Annotated in this window: 16 protein-coding genes, 3 tRNA genes and 1 CRISPR repeat array; of the genes, 1 reads left to right on the forward strand and 18 read right to left on the reverse strand. The window is 40.9% G+C overall.

Annotation, left to right across the window (positions count from 1 at the left end; genetic code table 11):
- Positions 1–41 precede the first annotated feature (41 nt).
- A CRISPR array of direct repeats spans positions 42–1,196; the repeat unit is 36 nt; unit sequence GTTTTGGAGCAGTGTCATTTTGACTGGGAATCAAAC.
- 325 nt (positions 1,197–1,521) lie between these two features.
- From AC1DBT_RS02795 to AC1DBT_RS02830, 8 genes are all read right to left on the reverse strand, one after another.
- On the reverse strand, positions 1,522–1,977 hold the full coding sequence (locus tag AC1DBT_RS02795; protein ID WP_480018490.1) for a hypothetical protein: 456 nt from the start codon (positions 1,975–1,977) through the stop codon (positions 1,522–1,524).
- Between the two features lie 388 nt (positions 1,978–2,365).
- Positions 2,366–2,590 (reverse strand): hypothetical protein, encoded by a 225-nt coding sequence (locus AC1DBT_RS02800; protein ID WP_276776750.1) that lies wholly within the window; start codon positions 2,588–2,590, stop codon positions 2,366–2,368.
- A 58-nt stretch (positions 2,591–2,648) separates the two neighbouring features.
- Entirely contained in the window at positions 2,649–2,903 is a 255-nt protein-coding gene (locus tag AC1DBT_RS02805; protein ID WP_480018491.1) for a hypothetical protein, read from the reverse strand.
- A gap of 514 nt (positions 2,904–3,417) precedes the next feature.
- Positions 3,418–3,939, reverse strand: a complete 522-nt coding sequence (locus tag AC1DBT_RS02810; protein ID WP_480018492.1) for a YcxB family protein — start codon at positions 3,937–3,939, stop codon at positions 3,418–3,420.
- Between the two features lie 25 nt (positions 3,940–3,964).
- The gene (locus AC1DBT_RS02815; RefSeq protein ID WP_480018493.1) at positions 3,965–4,627 is read right to left on the reverse strand and encodes a class II aldolase/adducin family protein; all 663 of its coding nucleotides are present in this window, start codon (positions 4,625–4,627) and stop codon (positions 3,965–3,967) included.
- 30 nt (positions 4,628–4,657) lie between these two features.
- The gene (locus AC1DBT_RS02820) at positions 4,658–6,076 is read right to left on the reverse strand and encodes a PTS transporter subunit IIC (protein ID WP_048597150.1); all 1,419 of its coding nucleotides are present in this window, start codon (positions 6,074–6,076) and stop codon (positions 4,658–4,660) included.
- Between the two features lie 24 nt (positions 6,077–6,100).
- The gene (locus AC1DBT_RS02825) at positions 6,101–6,403 is read right to left on the reverse strand and encodes a PTS sugar transporter subunit IIB (RefSeq protein WP_480018494.1); all 303 of its coding nucleotides are present in this window, start codon (positions 6,401–6,403) and stop codon (positions 6,101–6,103) included.
- A gap of 34 nt (positions 6,404–6,437) precedes the next feature.
- Positions 6,438–6,917 (reverse strand): PTS sugar transporter subunit IIA, encoded by a 480-nt coding sequence (locus AC1DBT_RS02830; RefSeq protein ID WP_480018495.1) that lies wholly within the window; start codon positions 6,915–6,917, stop codon positions 6,438–6,440.
- A gap of 204 nt (positions 6,918–7,121) precedes the next feature.
- Between AC1DBT_RS02830 and AC1DBT_RS02835 the strand changes: the two genes are divergently transcribed.
- On the forward strand, positions 7,122–7,883 hold the full coding sequence (locus AC1DBT_RS02835; RefSeq protein ID WP_061102961.1) for a DeoR/GlpR family DNA-binding transcription regulator: 762 nt from the start codon (positions 7,122–7,124) through the stop codon (positions 7,881–7,883).
- A gap of 84 nt (positions 7,884–7,967) precedes the next feature.
- On the opposite strand, the gene AC1DBT_RS02840 is transcribed toward AC1DBT_RS02835, so the two are convergent.
- The 10 genes from AC1DBT_RS02840 to AC1DBT_RS02885 form a co-directional block, all read right to left on the reverse strand.
- Positions 7,968–8,041 (reverse strand) — tRNA-Cys (locus tag AC1DBT_RS02840).
- A 67-nt stretch (positions 8,042–8,108) separates the two neighbouring features.
- A tRNA-Gly gene (locus AC1DBT_RS02845) sits at positions 8,109–8,184 on the reverse strand.
- Positions 8,185–8,348: 164 nt separating this feature from the next.
- Positions 8,349–9,092 (reverse strand): anti-sigma factor antagonist, encoded by a 744-nt coding sequence (locus tag AC1DBT_RS02850; protein ID WP_276777284.1) that lies wholly within the window; start codon positions 9,090–9,092, stop codon positions 8,349–8,351.
- A gap of 73 nt (positions 9,093–9,165) precedes the next feature.
- Positions 9,166–11,169 carry a GAF domain-containing SpoIIE family protein phosphatase gene (locus tag AC1DBT_RS02855; protein WP_480018496.1) on the reverse strand — a complete coding sequence of 668 codons (2,004 nt, stop codon included), beginning with the start codon at positions 11,167–11,169 and terminating at the stop codon, positions 9,166–9,168.
- A gap of 135 nt (positions 11,170–11,304) precedes the next feature.
- Positions 11,305–11,395: transfer RNA gene (locus tag AC1DBT_RS02860), tRNA-Leu, on the reverse strand.
- Positions 11,396–11,733: 338 nt separating this feature from the next.
- Entirely contained in the window at positions 11,734–12,600 is an 867-nt protein-coding gene (gene epsC, locus AC1DBT_RS02865) for a serine O-acetyltransferase EpsC (protein ID WP_480018497.1), read from the reverse strand.
- A 143-nt stretch (positions 12,601–12,743) separates the two neighbouring features.
- Entirely contained in the window at positions 12,744–13,676 is a 933-nt protein-coding gene (gene cysK, locus AC1DBT_RS02870) for a cysteine synthase A (RefSeq protein WP_480018498.1), read from the reverse strand.
- 387 nt (positions 13,677–14,063) lie between these two features.
- Positions 14,064–15,179: an ABC transporter ATP-binding protein gene (locus tag AC1DBT_RS02875; protein ID WP_480018499.1), complete on the reverse strand. Its 1,116-nt coding sequence runs from the start codon at positions 15,177–15,179 to the stop codon at positions 14,064–14,066.
- Positions 15,179–16,309, reverse strand: a complete 1,131-nt coding sequence (locus AC1DBT_RS02880; protein WP_276769899.1) for an ABC transporter ATP-binding protein — start codon at positions 16,307–16,309, stop codon at positions 15,179–15,181. The genes AC1DBT_RS02875 and AC1DBT_RS02880 overlap by 1 nt, the downstream gene beginning before the upstream one ends.
- Before the next feature lie 3 nt (positions 16,310–16,312).
- On the reverse strand, positions 16,313–17,302 hold the full coding sequence (locus AC1DBT_RS02885; protein WP_480018500.1) for an ABC transporter permease: 990 nt from the start codon (positions 17,300–17,302) through the stop codon (positions 16,313–16,315).
- Positions 17,303–17,304: the final 2 nt, after the last annotated feature.

The raw sequence follows: 17,304 nt of genomic DNA on the forward strand, positions 1-17,304 counted from the left end.
TGGTAATCAAACCTCATACGCGACCGCCTCACGCCTTGTCTGTTTTGGAGCAGTGTCATTTTGACTGGTAATCAAACTGAAAAAACAATACGCCAAAACGAAGGGAGGTTTTGGAGCAGTGTCATTTTGACTGGTAATCAAACTGCTCTGCCGTGACTTCTTGCGCTTCGTCGTTTTGGAGCAGTGTCATTTTGACTGGTAATCAAACTTAAACCACGTGTAATAAGTGTTAGTTCTGTTTTGGAGCAGTGTCATTTTGACTGGTAATCAAACCTCATACGCGACCGCCTCACGCCTTGTCTGTTTTGGAGCAGTGTCATTTTGACTGGTAATCAAACAGAAGAAGCTAGGGCAAGAGCCTATTAGCGGTTTTGAAGCAGTGTCATTTTGACTGGTAATCAAACTTCCACAAGAGCCTATAGCCTTGAGCAAGAGGTTTTGGAGCAGTGTCATTTTGACTGGTAATCAAACTCAACTGATATTGTTTATCTAGGTAGTAGAGTTTTGGAGCAGTGTCATTTTGACTGGGAATCAAACTCGCTCTTTAAGCTCAAGGTATCCCATACAGTTTTGGAGCAGTGTCATTTTGACTGGGAATCAAACATTGAGTTTTGCGTGGCAAGTCCTCGCTTGGTTTTGGAGCAGTGTCATTTTGACTGGGAATCAAACTACGCAGCGCGTACAACCAAAGACAATAGGGTTTTGGAGCAGTGTCATTTTGACTGGGAATCAAACTTTAAGCTCAACGTGCAGGACTTCATTTCTGTTTTGGAGCAGTGTCATTTTGACTGGGAATCAAACAGACGCGGGTGCGCTTTGCTACATTGAATAGTTTTGGAGCAGTGTCATTTTGACTGGGAATCAAACCTTCCGTTATTGTTAGCTGCTTTGTACGTTGTTTTGGAGCAGTGTCATTTTGACTGGGAATCAAACCAAATATGAAAATGTTGACGGAGCTGAAAAGTTTTGGAGCAGTGTCATTTTGACTGGGAATCAAACCGCAAATAAGCCTGTTATATATAACATAGGTTTTGGAGCAGTGTCATTTTGACTGGGAATCAAACCAGAGTGGGTGCAACTGCAAACGGTTACTTGTTTTGGAGCAGTGTCATTTTGACTGGGAATCAAACTTTAATCTTTTCGAGATAATCAGCACCGCAGTTTTGGAGCAGTGTCATTTTGACTGGTAATTACATGTGCCTTGCGCACAACGCCTTGAACGGCCTTAAACTCTACGTCCATGGACTTGTGAGCCTGTCCTTCGTCCACAAACTCCGCCTCAGGCTCTTTATTGAAAAGCACATTAGTGGTGTCCTGGAAAATCACCGGACGCGCTGCGGAAAGAGTTTGAATCACGCTAGAATCGCGCGTTTTGCTCACGATATCATCTGCGATTGAGCGTGGAAGTTGAATGTGTTTAGAATCGAGTACGTCTGCCATTTGTTGGCTCCCTTCTGTTGAGATGCTTGTGCTAACGGTGGTATCACTGTTTGGCATATGCGTGTACCTCCTAGGTCATAATTAATTGAATACTTGTTTTGCAAGCTTTACGCGGTCGTCTTGCTTAGTGTCTGCGTGTGCAAACTGCGAGTTCTTGGGAACTGTCGCTCCTACGTGCGGCTTTGCGAACTCTGCAAGGCTCTTTGCCCAGGCTCTCATGCCTTCTTCGTCACTGCCTGAAATAAGGTTTGCGGGTACCTTAAGCTCTTGGGCGATTTGCTCTTTAAGCTTTTCATGCTCCGCTTTCTCTTGAAGTGTTTTGAGCGCCTTTTCTGCTTTGCTTGCGCGCGCTTGAGCACGTTCGAGCTCTGTCATTTGCGACACCTTGAGCTTAGCGAGCTCGTCTGCTGCTGCGCTGTTTTCTTTGGCGCGCTTTTCCCATTTGCGCGCTTGCGCTTTCCAGTCGGTTTCTGCAGCTTCTGCGTGCGCGTCTTCTACTTCAACGTCCTGTACTTGCAGTACATCATCTTTAGCCATGATGCGTCCTTTCTATCCGTGCGGATGTATAAAAAAAGAGCCTATGCAGGCTCTTTGATTACCAAATTAAATTGTGGTACACTAGCTTTAGTGGGGCGCAAACACCTCGGGATTCTGTCCTGGAGCGGTTGCGCCCCTTATTTTTATTACATGGTAATCTCCATTGCGGTCGATAAATGAAACCCTATTTATGCGCTTCTTCATCGCTTGGCTGTTGATTGCTTTGTATATCTCATCATTAGAGAATGATGTCCCCGTCGCATCAAAATTGCACGACTTAAATCCCTTCATCCTTGTTGCGCGTGTAAAGCTCTTTGTATTCATCTCGCTCTTTTTTCACGTCGGCTAATTCGTCTTGCAATTTTTCAACCTCTAGGAACGACTACTCTTAGCGTACCTTGCTTTCGCGAAGCATTTTCCCAAGTTTTGTAATTACTGCAATAAAACAATAACCTGTACCTGTCTTTTTCTCTATTGCAACAACATTCGCGCCTGACTCCTCAACTACGGGAGTATGATAGGAAAACACATAATAGTCTTTATATTCACAACATTTATCAACTTTCCCTAAAAGGTCTTTTGCAATAGATAAAGCTTGTTCGTAATCAACCATGATTATCTCCTAAATCTTAAAACGGATTATCGGCTAAATGGTCCCAAAGGATTAAAGGTTAAAGCTTCGTCTCTTTTAATTCGGTGCCTAGCGTATCATCAAACATCGCAGCTGCAAAACTAAAATCGATAGACCCATCCTTCTTCCAAACAATAAGAGGCGAGGTATAACCACCGATAACAGGCTCTTCGTCTTTACAATCGCTACCACTGTAAAAAACGAAAGCATTATCGTGTTCTACGCACAAATCAAATTCTTGAAAATTGCTCACACTATCTTGTGCATTTTTCTTGGCTTGGTCAAAAGAAATCATGATTCCCCTATCGTCCAGAATTATTTTTAGGAGAGGTAAATGTCTATATCATCGGTAAAGAAACGATCTGTTTTATATTGTGCATTTTACGGTTAGCTTTTGCGCGTTTTATGCTTTAGTTAGCGTTATTATTTCTTCTTTCTTATATTATCAAGCGCCTTAACAATATAATGAGCAATAATATACCCTATAGCACTTGTGATAATCATGTAAATGTATTGCTCCATGGCAATCACCCCTTTATACTGTAGATAAGACGCTGAGGAGCGAACTCCCCAGCATCTTCATTATTTAAGCTCCTCTGCTTTCTTTGTTTTTCTTGACTTAAGCTTTGGAGCTTCTTTTGTATGACAAAACACATCGTTAGATTTTAGTACATGGATATATATTTTATTTCATTTTGATTCTAGAAAAAGTAATAATTTGCCTCACACCTCAACCTGTCGGAATTACCGACAGGTTGAGTATTAGTTTTATATACATATAAAGCAATTACAGAGTCTCGAAACACATGTTAGCTGCATCTATTGCGAAACGATTTACCTAAATTATTTCGTAAAAACCCTTGTAGTAGAGCTCGATCGTTATCGTTCAAACCTGTTTTATTAAATAGTACAAACTTGCCTTTATCAATATAAATGATAAAGTACTTCTTTAATTCAAACGCTGATAACACAAGACGCCACTCTATTTTTTCGTAACCACGATGATCGGCACAACTGAGCCGAATGCATCTATCATCAAATTTAACAATTCTGGTAATTTGTGGACGCTCAGAATGTGCATAATTAAAGCATTGCTGCTCACAAGAAAAAATCATAAGAGGAATAGAAGCCCCTACGGCTGCGCAACAAAGCAAAATGATATTGGATAAAGCAAGAAAACCCAAAAAATGAAGAGAAAGCAAAACGTAAGACGCAACGGCTGCCACTCCAACAAATAAAGATTGGAAGCGATGCTGTGCAAAACAATCAAAATAGACAGCAAATCTAAAATCTTTTGGACTTGTCACAGATTGCAAAGTCATCGCTTCCATATATATCCTTACCTAAATTGACTTATTAATACTGGCCATACCTTTTTAGAACTTCATTTTGTGTTAAACGTATATTTTCGTCCGATAAAGGCACATATGTTCCTCCAGTTGCACGTATACGATAATAAATTTCAGACACCATTTCAAGAACTGTTGCCACCTTAAATGCAGTAGGAAGATCTTTACCAACACAAACAGCACCATGATTTCTTAAAAGACATGCGCTACTCTTCTTGCCAATTGCCTTAACAGCAGCATGTGCCAAATCTGGCGTTCCTGGTAACTGATACTCAGCACAAACAACATTATCACCTAAAGCTTGAGCAGCCTCATCGTGAATATTTACAGGAATACCTTCACCCATGGTAGAGAAGACTGTCGAATAAATAGGATGCGTATGAATAATTGCGTTAATTTCGGGCCGCGCAAGATACATTTCGCGATGAAGCTCATGTTCTATAGATGGGCGTCTTATCCCTTCAACAACATTGTCCTTCATGTCCATAACAACAATATCATTTATAGTTAGAGAGCAATAATCCATTCCCGAAGGGCTAATATAGATTAAACCTGCTTCTCTATCACAAATACTGATATTACCCCAAGTTGACACCGTTAAATGGCTTTTGAGTAATTGCACTCCAGCTTCACGAATGCAGGCTTTTAATTCATTACTAAATTGAGACATAATACCAAAACTTCCTTTTCTTACATAAATTTATAAATTCTCATTACAAGTAGCCACATGATTTAATGCAGAATTCTCGATGAAACGATGTATTGCATCCATATGTTTGTGCACAAAGATATAGGCAACAATGTAAATTAATACAACAGCACCAATTAATACAAAATTCCTGGAAAGGAAAGCCATAAATACAAGCGCACCAATAGGCTGACCCAATATAACCAAAGACGTAATCATTCCATAGCTACCCAAATCAATACCTGTGGCAACAGCAACTTGAGTAAAAGCAGAACCCGTGATGGAACAGCAATAGAGATCTATAATCATAAAGACTAAGCCACCAATAAATGACTTTAAGATATTACCGTTTGAACAGGCTACAAAAGGCTGAATAATATAGGGAATACCAACCAAATCAAGCATAGGTAGTGTTAAGTTTCCAGGTAAGATAAATGAGATAATAAGCGTAGCAGGCATAAGAAGAATACCGGTAATTAAAGTAGCTGCCTCACCGTATCCTGTAGCATCATTAACAGCTAAATACCACTCTCTGTTTGCAACACCAGCAGCTTTCATCTTTTTCTTAGAAGCGTCTGTTATAGCAGAGAAAGACCCGGCAAAAATACCTGATACCTTAGGGAAAACAGACATAACAGCTGCAGTTGCAATAGCACACGTGGTAATTTCTCCCCAAGTTTTAAGCTCCGAAAGTTTATTAAAATCACCAATTAAACCTATGAGCAGACCTAAGAACAAACCAAGCGTCATTGGTTCACCAATAAAACCAAGTTTTTTTCTCAGAGTTTGAGGATCTGCTTTTATCTTATATAAACCAAGCTTATCAAGCAAAATATTAATGGGTACTGCAAGAATACCAACCGTAGCGGTATGTAATGAAGCAATTGTACAATTAGGATATCCGTAATATGTAGACCAGCGCTTCGCGATAATCTCGGTACACAAAAGCGTAATAAGCTGAGCAACAATCATGCAAGCCATAGAGAGCCAAAAATCTCCCGTTAAAACAAATAGGCAAGCACCCCAAACAAAATAGGAATAGTTATTCCACAAGTCACCAGCTTGGAAAACTGTTGTGTATTTAATTAAATACAAGACAACTTGCATAATAATTGCCACGGATATATAGATCATGCCAACTTGATACGAGTAAGCAACTATAGATGTAGTTTGCCATCCTAAGTCGACAACAGGTAAATTGATGCCCATGCTATGTATCATATTGTCTACAACAGGTGCCAGAATAGGACTATACGTTCCGATAACAAGGGAAAATCCTTCAAGTCCCACACCAGCAGATAATGCAGAAACAAATGCTTTCTTTTTGTTAACACCCATAACTATTGCGATAACAAAAATAATAACTGGAACAAAAACTGCAGCCTGAAATGTCTTAAAAAACAAATTAAGCGCATTTAAAAATACGTCCATTGACGCCTCCTCTACAGAAACTGTTTATTTATCCTGCTCTTCTAAACATGCAATGGCTTCCTCTACAAACTCATCGTCACCCATACCAGTAATAAGACCCATGGCAGAAAATGCTGGAACATCACCGTGCGGACCAATTGGACTTGAATACGCAATAAAATTGTATTGACCTCTCATAAGATAGCCCTCAAGCTCAGAAGGATTGCACTCATCTGTATCAACGTCATAACCGCGCTCGGATAACAAGTCGACAATTTTGTTTGCAACCATATGCGAAGTTACAACGCCCGATCCACAAACGGATAAAACTCTTACTTTATCAACCATTTCTTCTCCTATCCTTGGTGATAAATTCCAATAATTAAACGTTCAAAATAGGGTCTAACTTACTAAAAATTTCGTCACGTGTTACAGCTACACTTATATCTTGTAAAAGCTGAGAATTCTGAATAATCGCCATGATTTTTTGAAGTGTCTCAATTTGTTTATCGGGATCTTTTATCGCAAGCATAAACACAACAGTTGGTTGTAAAATCTTGTTTGGGTCATCCATCGCATGCCAGTCAACAGAATGTGTTAATGTAGCAACAGCCATGGAAGTCCGATTTACATTCTCGCTTGCGCAGTGTGGAATAGCGATATCAAAGGCACATGCAGAAATACCTGTAGGAAAATGTGCCTCACGCTCAATAAGCGCTGCTGCATACGATTCCTTAGCTAAATCAAGCTTAGTGAACTGATGTGCCATATACTGCAATACTTCAGTTCTTGAATCAAACTCTAGCTTAGGAAAAATCATTTCGCGCTCTAAAAAAAGAGTGCTACTTCTATTAACTTCCATAGTAACCCCGCTTCTTTTACACGAACATCTCTTATTCATATTATATTTTGTTTTTCTTTGTTTCTCTTTGTTTTACGGTGAGTGGTATAAATTTAGACGCGAGTAATCAATCTAATACCAATAGATACAAAGATTCATTATCATTTGGTATAGAAATATGCTAATTTTGACATATGAGTTCACCTTATAAGAAAGGCACACAATATGATTAGCTCGTTGAGAAAAGAAAAAATTAGAGAGCTGCTATACGAAAAAAAGAGTGTGACAGTTAACGGGCTGTCTAAGGTGTTTAATGTTACAACAGAAACGATACGTACAGATTTAAAAGCATTATCTGCCGAAGACGCTTCTATTAAAAGATCATATGGTGGTGCCTATATCTCAAACGGCGTAGAAAACCTTATTGACGTTAATATTCGTATGGACGTCTGTGTTGAGGCCAAAGAAAGAATCGCTCAGCATTCTAAAGCTTTGGTTGTGTCTGGAGACACTTTGTTTTTAGATAACTCAACAACTTGTTTTTACATTGCAAAAGAAATACAGGATATGCATTTAACTGTGCTTACAAATAATTTACCGATCATTAATTTGTTGTCTAATTGTTCTAACATCAAGCTTGTTAGTATCGGTGGTATATATTCAACCTCAGAAATGTCATTCTATGGGAATATTGCCGTTCAAACTATGGAAAACTATTTTGTTGATAAAGTCTTTTTTTCAAGCAGGTTTGTTTCACTACCAGACGGGATAACAGATTCGTCAGAACGTTGGACACTCATAAGAAAAAAAGCTTTAAAACATGCCACTAAGGCTTATTACGTTGCAGATCATTCTAAATTCGATCATACATCGTATAATCGTCTTGCAGGATTTGATGAAATAGATCAAGTTATAACTGATACACCTCTGCGACAAGAATGGCACGATGAACTTAAAAAGGTAAATTGTTTGTTGGTAGACGAATAAATTGTTGCAAAATACTGCACGCACTTTGCTCTAAAATCGTACAAAAAAGAGCGCCGTTTGGACGCTCTACCTGCGGTTATTCAATGGAGGCGAGACCCGGATTCGAACCGGGGATAAAGGCTTTGCAGGCCTCTGCCTTACCACTTGGCCATCTCGCCGATTGATGCATGCATCCCACATACATCAGATATAAAAAAGACCGATAAAATCGGTCATTAAAATCAATGGAGCGGGCTACGGGGTTCGAACCCGCGACCTCAACCTTGGCAAGGTTGCGCGCTACCAACTGCGCTAAGCCCGCGAACGCAATAGATAATATACGCAAGAGCGAACAAGAATGCAAGACTCATTTTCAAATTGATCGTAATTTTTTTGACCAACACAAGCGTGCTCCGCCCATAAAATCGTACATATACCCTATTTATCTGCGCATATATCTAAATTCATCAAGTGATGCCATTTAATTTAAGCGCGCGCCGCTGATATGAACTTCACAATATGAACACGTGTACCGCTGTGCCCCAAACGTTTACCTATAGATAAACCATCCACCAAAAGGCTCATCAAATGAATGCCGCGACCACGCATAGCTCCCTCATCAACTTTGGGAAGATCTTCTACACATGTAATCTCATAGCCTTCACCACAATCGGTTATATCCACAATCGCGCGGTCTGAATATGCGCTAATTCTCACCAGCGAACAAGAACCATCTGTATGGTCAACAGCATTACCCATAGCCTCCCCTATTGCAAGCATAAGGTCAAAAAGTTCGTCCGAACTAAACGCAAGCTGGCTCAATTCTTCTTGAACGCGTCCGCGCGTTGTGCATAAATGCTTGGGATCTATTTGAATTACACGCTGCCACAAAGGCAAAGTATGCGGTTGAAACATGTCCTTTTGACAAAAGGCATCGCTATTTCTTAAGGGAATAAAATCAAGCATGCGCGCACGACGCAAAATTGCTAACACCTGAGGCTGCACATTGATCATAGAAATAATTCCTTGATGTGCGCGTATACGCCTCATCGTGCTCCACAACAGCCCCATACCCGACGAATCAATAAAGGATACGTCAGCAAGATTCAAAATCATACGCGGATATTCGCAATACAAAAATGAATCTATCAGCGCCGATGCAGATGCTACCGTGGTCACATCTAAATCGCCTTTAAGCGGAATAACTACTATGTTTGGAATTGCATTCATATGGTTTTTATTCCCTTAAATGCTGACAATATACAAAGACAGCCACGCATACAAATTTTATTGCAAACGCCATTTAGTCTAGCAAACAATCGCGACACACTTTTACATGTACATCATCAAATCTTAAGCCAACAATTGCCACATCATCTTGAAGATGCTGAGATGTAAATGCATCAAGACGATCAAGCAAGCGCTGCGGCAGTCCTTGAATACCCTGGCTTCGCTCACGCAGCAATGCGTCCATTAAGCCGTCCTCACCAAAAAAACTCCCGTCTTGTGCGCGTGCCTCAGTTGTACCGTCAGTATAGAGAACAAGAATATCGCCCTCAAAAAGCTCTGTAGTGCCATCTGTATAGCTCATTTCGCTAAAAGCACCCACAGCACCCGACTGAACATTAAGTTGCTCAATAGTACCCGTAGAAGCTCGTATAAGCATTGCAGGAGGATGACCAGCCGAACAATAGGTAATAACGCCTTTTTGCAAATCGATAATGCCTATAAACAATGTTGCAAAAGTTTCAACGCGAGAAAAACTCAAAAGAAACCTATTAAGCAATCGCACTTGCACTGCAGGCATAAGACCTTGCCACGCATAGGCGCGCAAAGCCGTTTTAACCGCAGCCGACACACTTGCCGCTTCAACACCTTTTCCCGAAACGTCGCCCATAATAACGCATGCGCGACACTTTGGCAGCCTAATCAGATCGTAAAAATCTCCTCCGATGGTAGCCGTCTGTGTTGCCGACGAATAAATTCCCTGCGCAGTAATACCTTCTACCTGCTGCAACTCATTGGTCATACCAGTTTGTAAAGCTTGAGCTATATGTTGATCGCGCGCATGACGTTGGTCGTTGGTAGTAGTATCGTGAATATCATGAGCTAAACGGGATAAAAAGTTAAGATCGGCAGAATCAAGGCGCGTACTAGTTTCGTCACGAACAAAAATGCACATACAACGACTTGAACCCAAAAGCCCAAAATCAACCAAGGCACCAGTGCCTACAATAGCTTGATCTTTAAGCACAGCTCCCAGGCTATCTTGAGCGCAAAACGTGCTTATACTCACATGCTTGGGAATACCAAGCGCAGCCGAGAAACACGGGCAATCAAAACTAAAAGCAGGATAGTGAGGACTTTGCGCAAAAAATTCTGCCGCAGGCAAAGACGTTTTACACGTCTTACAAGCACCAGAAAATAACGTAGGTTCACCCTGGTGTTTTTCGCTATGAGCATACAAAGAGCAGTAGCTTTTTGCATCACAGACAAATACCAACTTTGCATCAATTGCTTTGGCTGCAAGATTTGCATATTTCCAAACGTGCGATAAGCCCAATTCCTGCGTATGCAGCATAGACTCGCGAAGCTTGCTTGAAGTTGCAATCAGGCGATTTTCACGCTGTGCCTGAGCTGCGGTTATCGCGCCAATCAACTGTATCGATAAATAGCGCGCAATCCCATTAAGATAATCAAGATCACTCTTATCAAACGTATGCACAATACTATATCCAACAAGCAAAAGCGCAATCACGCGCTCACCATACCAAACAGGAACGCTTACAAATGAACTAAAGGGCGGAACATTACAGGCTTTTAAGCGCGTTATATCCCCCGTTTTGTCATCACGTAAAAATACAACATCAGGTGGAGTATCTTGTGAATAAGCATTTGTTGTGGGTAAAGCATTATGCTTATGTGTTAAAGGCTCAACAGCTGCCTCATCAGGCGATACAACCGTAAAGCATTGCGTTGATAGCTCATGTGGGTTAAAGCACAAGCAATCTTGCCTACAAGCTACCTTGTCGGGAAAATGATGAGGAATACCTGAAAGATCGGTATTGCTCTGAGTACCTCGAAGATAAAAACCATCATGGGTATGAATGTAACAAAGCGTTGCCGTAGCATCCATGGTTTGCGTAAGAAGCTTAAGCACGCGCGAGCAAAGTGTGTCAATATCTTTTGCATCAAGCGTATCTAACACGATATCAAGCAGCCCACGAGCGCGCTTCTGAGAGGTTTTAAGCTTATCTTGAAGCTCCTTATAGGAATCCTGCGTATGTGATATATCTACATCTTGCATAGAGCCTCCATAGGACGTATGAAAGCATAACTTGCTTTGAGGCTTGAGGCGCATGAAGCAAGTTATTTGTAACATAAGCAATAGAAATACGCTCTTTAAGAAAAAAGGACTCTTTCGAGTCCTATCATTCAAAAATGGTGTCGGAGGCGGGACTTGAACCCGCACGACCTTTTAGTCAGTCACTAGCACCTCAAGCTAGCGCGTCTGCCAATTCCGCCACTCCGACGCTTGTTGCGCGAAATGTATACTACCATGCTCTGACTATGTAATGCAAGTGTCAATTCAAATTTTTTTTGAAATAACGCTCAATACCACAAATCATGCAAAACATCTAAGGCGTCTTAATTTCAGACTTAAGTCGAACACTAAGTAAAACACAGGTATCGGTTAGCTCCAAAAGTTATGAGAACTTCCAGAAATCCTAAAATTGCACTGAGAAAATGTAAAACGTTTTATTACTAAATCAAACAATTTAGATAAATTGATAAAAAACGTGCTACTAACTCGTGTAACCTCAAGTGTTCTACTTACTTGTATAATCAACCCTAGTATGTTAAGCGTGTATTAGGCTTTAGGAAAGTGATAGGTTGTGTTTGCAGGAATACTGCGGTTGATCCATGCATTTGCTGCAATTACGCTTCCACTACCGATTGTAGTTTGTCCACCTAAAATCGTAGCGTTCGCGTAAATTACTACGTTATCACCAATATTCGGGTGTCGTTTTCCACCTTTTACAGGATTTCCCCGTTCGTCCAGCGAAAAGCTTTTTGCACCAAGTGTGACACCTTGGTAAAGCTTAACGTGTTCGCCGATTACGGTTGTTTCGCCGATAACAATGCCAGTTCCGTGATCAATGCAAAAATATGCGCCAATTTTTGCTCCTGGATGAATATCAATTCCTGTTTTTTGATGGGCGTATTCGCTCATAAGCCTAGGTATGAGCGGCACGTTAAGCCCATAGAGTGTGTGAGCTGTACGATGAATAAGCAAAGCGTAAAAACCTGGGTACGCAAGTGCGACTTCTATTTTGCTTGCGCAAGCTGGATCTCCTTCATACATAGATGTGATATCGGTAAGAAGAAGTTTTTTAATATTTGGAAGTTGCTGCAGATAACGGCTGCAAGTTTCATGAATTTTCTCTTTGTCAGTTGTATAGATTGTAAGCTCGTGCAACAAAATACTTTCCATGTTATATAGTGCGCTGTTTGTTATAGTATTTAGCGAGCTATTTGTTGCGTTATATGCTTCATGTTTGTTGCTATTAAGCAGCACGGTATCATCATTGCACACATGCAACTCGGGAAACAAAGCAACCCAAGTTGCATCTATAAGCGCAATAACATTTTGGTAATTAGGTATGAATGTAGCTTGTCTTATGTCAGGATCATGAATTGAGTTGAGTTGGTTGGTAAGGTCAAGATGCTTATTCATACATTAATCTCCAGTATTTTCTTTGCTTTCAGTATTTCCTTTTTTATTTTCTCGTTTCAATTATTATGTAGTGTCTGCATATAGTGTCTGCATGTATGAGCTGATCAAAACTTGCGGCTTTATAGCAGCGTTCCTCAATGCAGTTAGCCTTCAAATAATGCAGTAGACAAGTATCGATCTCCTGAATCTGGCAGTATCGTAACAATGGCTTTGCCGATGTTTTCTTCTCTTTTGGCTTCTTGAATTGCTGTCCAAGCTGCAGCTCCAGAAGAAATACCCACAAGAATGCCTTCCTTTTTGCATATAAGTTTGCCAGTTTCGATTGCATCTTCATTGGTTACCTGAGAAATACGATCATAAATGTTTTGATTAAGTACTTCTGGCACAAATCCCGCGCCAATTCCTTGAATCTTGTGAGCTCCTGGCTTACCACCTGAGAGAACAGGAGAATCAGCTGGTTCTACTGCAATTATTTCAAGCTGCGGATTTTGCTCCTTTAAATAGGTGCCGGTACCCGTAATTGTACCTCCAGTTCCAACACCAGCAATGAGCATATCAACGTTTCCGTCAGTATCCTGCCAAATTTCTGGACCGGTTGTGTTGTAATGCGCATGTACATTTGCTTGATTGGTAAATTGCCCTGGAGTCCATGCGTTTGGAGTACTTTCAACGATTTCCTTCGCTTTGGCAATTGCACCCTTCATTCCATCTGCAGCAGGAGTAAGCACAAGCTCAGAACCGTATGCTTTCATGAGTTTTCGGCGTTCAATAGACATGCTTTCTGGCATCACAATAATACTTTTGTATCCCTTTGTTTGCGCAATCATTGAAAGACCAATCCCTGTGTTTCCAGAAGTGGGCTCAACAATTACAGATCCTGGTTTAAGTGTGCCTACGGCTTCTGCTTCTTCAATCATCTGCTTGGCAATGCGGTCTTTTACAGAGCCTGCTGGGTTTAAGTATTCAAGTTTCACGAGGATTTTTGCCACTAGATTGTATTCTTTTTCGATATGTGTGAGTTCAAGAAGTGGAGTGCGACCTACGAGTTCTTGGATGGACTTATAGATGGTAGACATAATATTTCCCCTTACGTATTGGTTGTATTTAATTTTTTTATTTTTAAAAGTAATTTTAGATAATAAAGTGATTACGTATTTGCAGGTTTCTAGTGTAAAAGCTTTTAACACAAACTAGATGTTATCTATGACTAGCACCAGCAAACAATACTTCTATTATGAAATGCGCCACAGTATACGTAACGTCAACAACATGTCATCATATTGGTATGATACATGCGCGCTCCTTTACCCGCCTAAATTGTAATAGGAAACGACTATAACGAATGGATTTGAGTTTGTCAAACTTACATAGTTGATTCTAAAATGTAGGAGAGCGCCTAAGAAACAGATGAACCAATACAATAAAAGCGCACGTCTCATATAAAAAACGTGCGCTTTAGAAACTTACAACTTAATGGAGTCCTCTTTAATAGGGTTCGTTTCTGCAAAATGACATGCACAAAAATGACCCGGTGCAACTTCTTTCAGCTGAGGCATAGGCTCTTTGGCACAGATATCTTTTGCAATAGGACAGCGCGTATGAAAACGGCAACCCGAAGGAGGATTAATTGGGGAAGGAGGATCTCCTGCCAAAATAATGCGCTTACGATTATGCTGAATATCTGGATCAGGAATAGGAACTGCACTCAACAAAGACTGCGTATAGGGATGATTGGGCTCGGCATATAAGCTTTTCCAATCTGAAAATTCCATCATGTTACCTAAATACATAACGGCAATACGATCGGAAATGTGTTGAACAACCGATAAGTCGTGTGCAATGAACAGATAGGCGGTTTTATACTCTTTTTGCAGATCGCTCAACAGATTGAGAACCTGAGCTTGAATGGAAACGTCCAAAGCAGAAACAGGCTCGTCACAGATAATAAGCTTTGGCTTTAATGCAAACGCACGCGCAATACCAACACGCTGGCGTTGACCACCTGAAAACTCATGTGGGTAACGGTTAATATGCTCAGGATTAAGACCCACCACATCCAAAAGTTTACGAACATAATCTATACGTTCTTCGCGATCGGGCATAACGTTGTGAATCACCAAAGGCTCAGAAACAATTTCTCCAATAGTCAAACGAGGGTTTAAAGATGCATAAGGATCCTGGAATATATACTGCATATTACGACGCATATGCTTTAATTCCTTTTTATTCATCTTAACGATGTCTTTACCCTCAAATTCAACAACACCAGAAGAAGGCTGAATTAAACGCATGATACAACGACCCGTTGTAGACTTACCACAACCACTCTCGCCTACCAGTCCAAAGGTCTCGCCAGGATAAATGTCAAACGAAACATCGTTTACCGCGTGTACATAGCGTTTTTTCATCTTGCCAAACAAAGCACCGCTTGCTACAGGGAATAATTTTGACAAATGCTCAACATGTAAAAGAGGCTTACCAGTAAACTTATGCTCTGAGCTTACGTTAGACTCTATATCAGCTAAGGTTAAAGGCGTTGGGCTTTCTTGAGCGTCACTACCTTGCATGTGCTCTTTCATTACTTTTGGCCTCCCTTCCTAGTTCTTGAGTTTTCGGGCGCATGCGCCAAAATAAACTCGGGATCATTTGCATAATGACAACGTGAATAATGTCCAGTTTCGGTAACAAACAGTTCTGGACGTTTCTGCTTGCATAAATCAGTTGCATACGGACAACGAGGTGCAAACGCACATCCCTTAGGAACATTAACCAACGAAGGAGGATTTCCTTCGATAGGCGTCAATGGCTTTTTCTCGGTCATAACCGCATCTGGAATAGAGCGCGTTAAACCCCAGGTATACGGATGCATTGGATTGTAGAATATCTCGTCAGCTGTTCCAAACTCAACAGGAGAACCTGCGTACATAACCATAATCTTATCGGCAACGTCAGCAACAACACCTAAATCGTGCGTGATCATGATAATGGCGTTACCGTTTTTCTTTTGCATCTTTTGCATAAGCTCAATAATTTGAGCCTGAATGGTTACGTCCAAAGCGGTTGTAGGCTCGTCAGCAATAAGAATATCTGGATCACATGCAAGAGCCATAGCAATCATAACACGCTGACGCATACCACCTGAAAACTCATGCGGATACTCTTTAACGCGCTGCTCAGGATTTGGAATGCCTACTAAGCTTAAGAGTTCAATAGAGCGTTTAAGAGCGTCCTCTTTTGAATAACCCTTATGTAAGCGTAAACCTTCGCTCAGCTGGTGACCAATAGTATAAACAGGATTCAAAGACGTCATTGGATCTTGGAAAATCATGGCAATGTCGTTACCACGGATGTGTTCCATCTCTTGTTCGCTCATTTTAAGCAATGAATGACCACGATAACGAACATCGCCACCTTCGATTTTTCCTGGAGGCATATCGATAAGACCCATTATTGTCATAGACGTAACCGATTTACCCGAACCAGATTCACCTACAACACCAAGTGTTTCTCCACGGTCAAGAGTATACGAAACGCCATTAACAGCCTTTACGATACCGTCTTTGGTATGGAAGTACATCTTTAAGTTATCAACTTCCAAAAGGTGTGCACCTTCAGGTACAGGTTGATTCTTAAGATCTACCCACGCACCATCTTTCTTTTTTCTAAAAGCAAACAGCTTTGATACATCAAACATTTTCTTCGACCCCATGGCTTATGCATCCTTCATTTTTACATCAAGCGCATCGCGCAGACCGTCACCTAAAAGCGTGAAGGACAAAACTGTTGTAAGAATTGCAAGACCCGGCATAATCATAAGCCAAGGTTGTGTTGCAAGATAAATTTGACCATCTTGAATCATAATTCCCCAGGAAGGATCAGGTGGAATAACACCCATACCAAGATAGGAAAGAGCGGACTCGGTAAGAATTGCACCACCGATATTCATCGTAGAGTACACAACGATTGAGGCAACAGAGTTTGGAAAAATATGACGCATAATAATACGAGTGTCAGATGCACCCATTGAACGGGCAGCATCAACAAAATCGGCTGATTTAACAGAGAGAATAGCCGACCTAAAAACGCGCGCAATCGAAGGCCAGCCAAGTACACCAATAGCAAGAAATACGTTTTGAATACCTGGACCTATGACCGCTAACATGGCAATTACAAACAAAATGTAGGGAAATGCAAGAAAAATATCGGCCAAGCGCATGATAAGCGTATCCCATATTCCACCATAGTAGGCAGAGAATGAACCCATGACCAAACCAATAACGGTGGAAATAAGGGTAGCTAACACACCAACAGAAAGTGAAATACGTGCGCCATAAATAACACGACACAACACGTCACGACCGAGCGTATCGGTACCAAAAGGATGCTCAAGTGATGGTGGAAGCCTTGAACACTGCGCCATTGTAGTAGAATCGATCTCGGTTGGGTTACCCAGTGTTTGAGGTACCCAAAGATCAGCAGTTAAGGCTACTAAAATCATAAATATAATCCAAATTATGGAAGCAATAGCAAGCTTGTTGCGGCTTAAACGTCCCCACGCATCGCCCCACATAGTTCTGGTTTTTGGTTTATCAATAGGATCAGAGCCCTCCTTAGGAGCGTTTTCTTTTTGTTCCTCAGGAGTTTGAATGCCTATAGGTTTTAATTTTTTTGACTTATCAAACATGTTTTTTAAACTCATCATAT

This window comes from Fannyhessea sp. C0108B2 (assembly GCF_056583915.1).

Excerpts from the sequence above, each read along its gene's own strand:
- AC1DBT_RS02795 (WP_480018490.1), bottom strand. The coding sequence starts at position 1,977 with ATGGCTAAAGATGATGTACTGCAAGTACAGGACGTTGAAGTAGAAGAC.
- AC1DBT_RS02800 (WP_276776750.1), bottom strand. The coding sequence starts at position 2,590 with ATGGTTGATTACGAACAAGCTTTATCTATTGCAAAAGACCTTTTAGGG.
- AC1DBT_RS02805 (WP_480018491.1), bottom strand. The coding sequence starts at position 2,903 with ATGATTTCTTTTGACCAAGCCAAGAAAAATGCACAAGATAGTGTGAGC.
- AC1DBT_RS02810 (WP_480018492.1), bottom strand. The coding sequence starts at position 3,939 with ATGGAAGCGATGACTTTGCAATCTGTGACAAGTCCAAAAGATTTTAGA.
- AC1DBT_RS02815 (WP_480018493.1), bottom strand. The coding sequence starts at position 4,627 with ATGTCTCAATTTAGTAATGAATTAAAAGCCTGCATTCGTGAAGCTGGA.
- AC1DBT_RS02820 (WP_048597150.1), bottom strand. The coding sequence starts at position 6,076 with ATGGACGTATTTTTAAATGCGCTTAATTTGTTTTTTAAGACATTTCAG.
- AC1DBT_RS02825 (WP_480018494.1), bottom strand. The coding sequence starts at position 6,403 with ATGGTTGATAAAGTAAGAGTTTTATCCGTTTGTGGATCGGGCGTTGTA.
- AC1DBT_RS02830 (WP_480018495.1), bottom strand. The coding sequence starts at position 6,917 with ATGGAAGTTAATAGAAGTAGCACTCTTTTTTTAGAGCGCGAAATGATT.
- AC1DBT_RS02835 (WP_061102961.1), top strand. The coding sequence starts at position 7,122 with ATGATTAGCTCGTTGAGAAAAGAAAAAATTAGAGAGCTGCTATACGAA.
- AC1DBT_RS02850 (WP_276777284.1), bottom strand. The coding sequence starts at position 9,092 with ATGAATGCAATTCCAAACATAGTAGTTATTCCGCTTAAAGGCGATTTA.
- AC1DBT_RS02855 (WP_480018496.1), bottom strand. The coding sequence starts at position 11,169 with ATGCAAGATGTAGATATATCACATACGCAGGATTCCTATAAGGAGCTT.
- epsC (WP_480018497.1), bottom strand. The coding sequence starts at position 12,600 with ATGAATAAGCATCTTGACCTTACCAACCAACTCAACTCAATTCATGAT.
- cysK (WP_480018498.1), bottom strand. The coding sequence starts at position 13,676 with ATGTCTACCATCTATAAGTCCATCCAAGAACTCGTAGGTCGCACTCCA.
- AC1DBT_RS02875 (WP_480018499.1), bottom strand. The coding sequence starts at position 15,179 with ATGAAAGAGCACATGCAAGGTAGTGACGCTCAAGAAAGCCCAACGCCT.
- AC1DBT_RS02880 (WP_276769899.1), bottom strand. The coding sequence starts at position 16,309 with ATGGGGTCGAAGAAAATGTTTGATGTATCAAAGCTGTTTGCTTTTAGA.
- AC1DBT_RS02885 (WP_480018500.1), bottom strand. The coding sequence starts at position 17,302 with ATGATGAGTTTAAAAAACATGTTTGATAAGTCAAAAAAATTAAAACCT.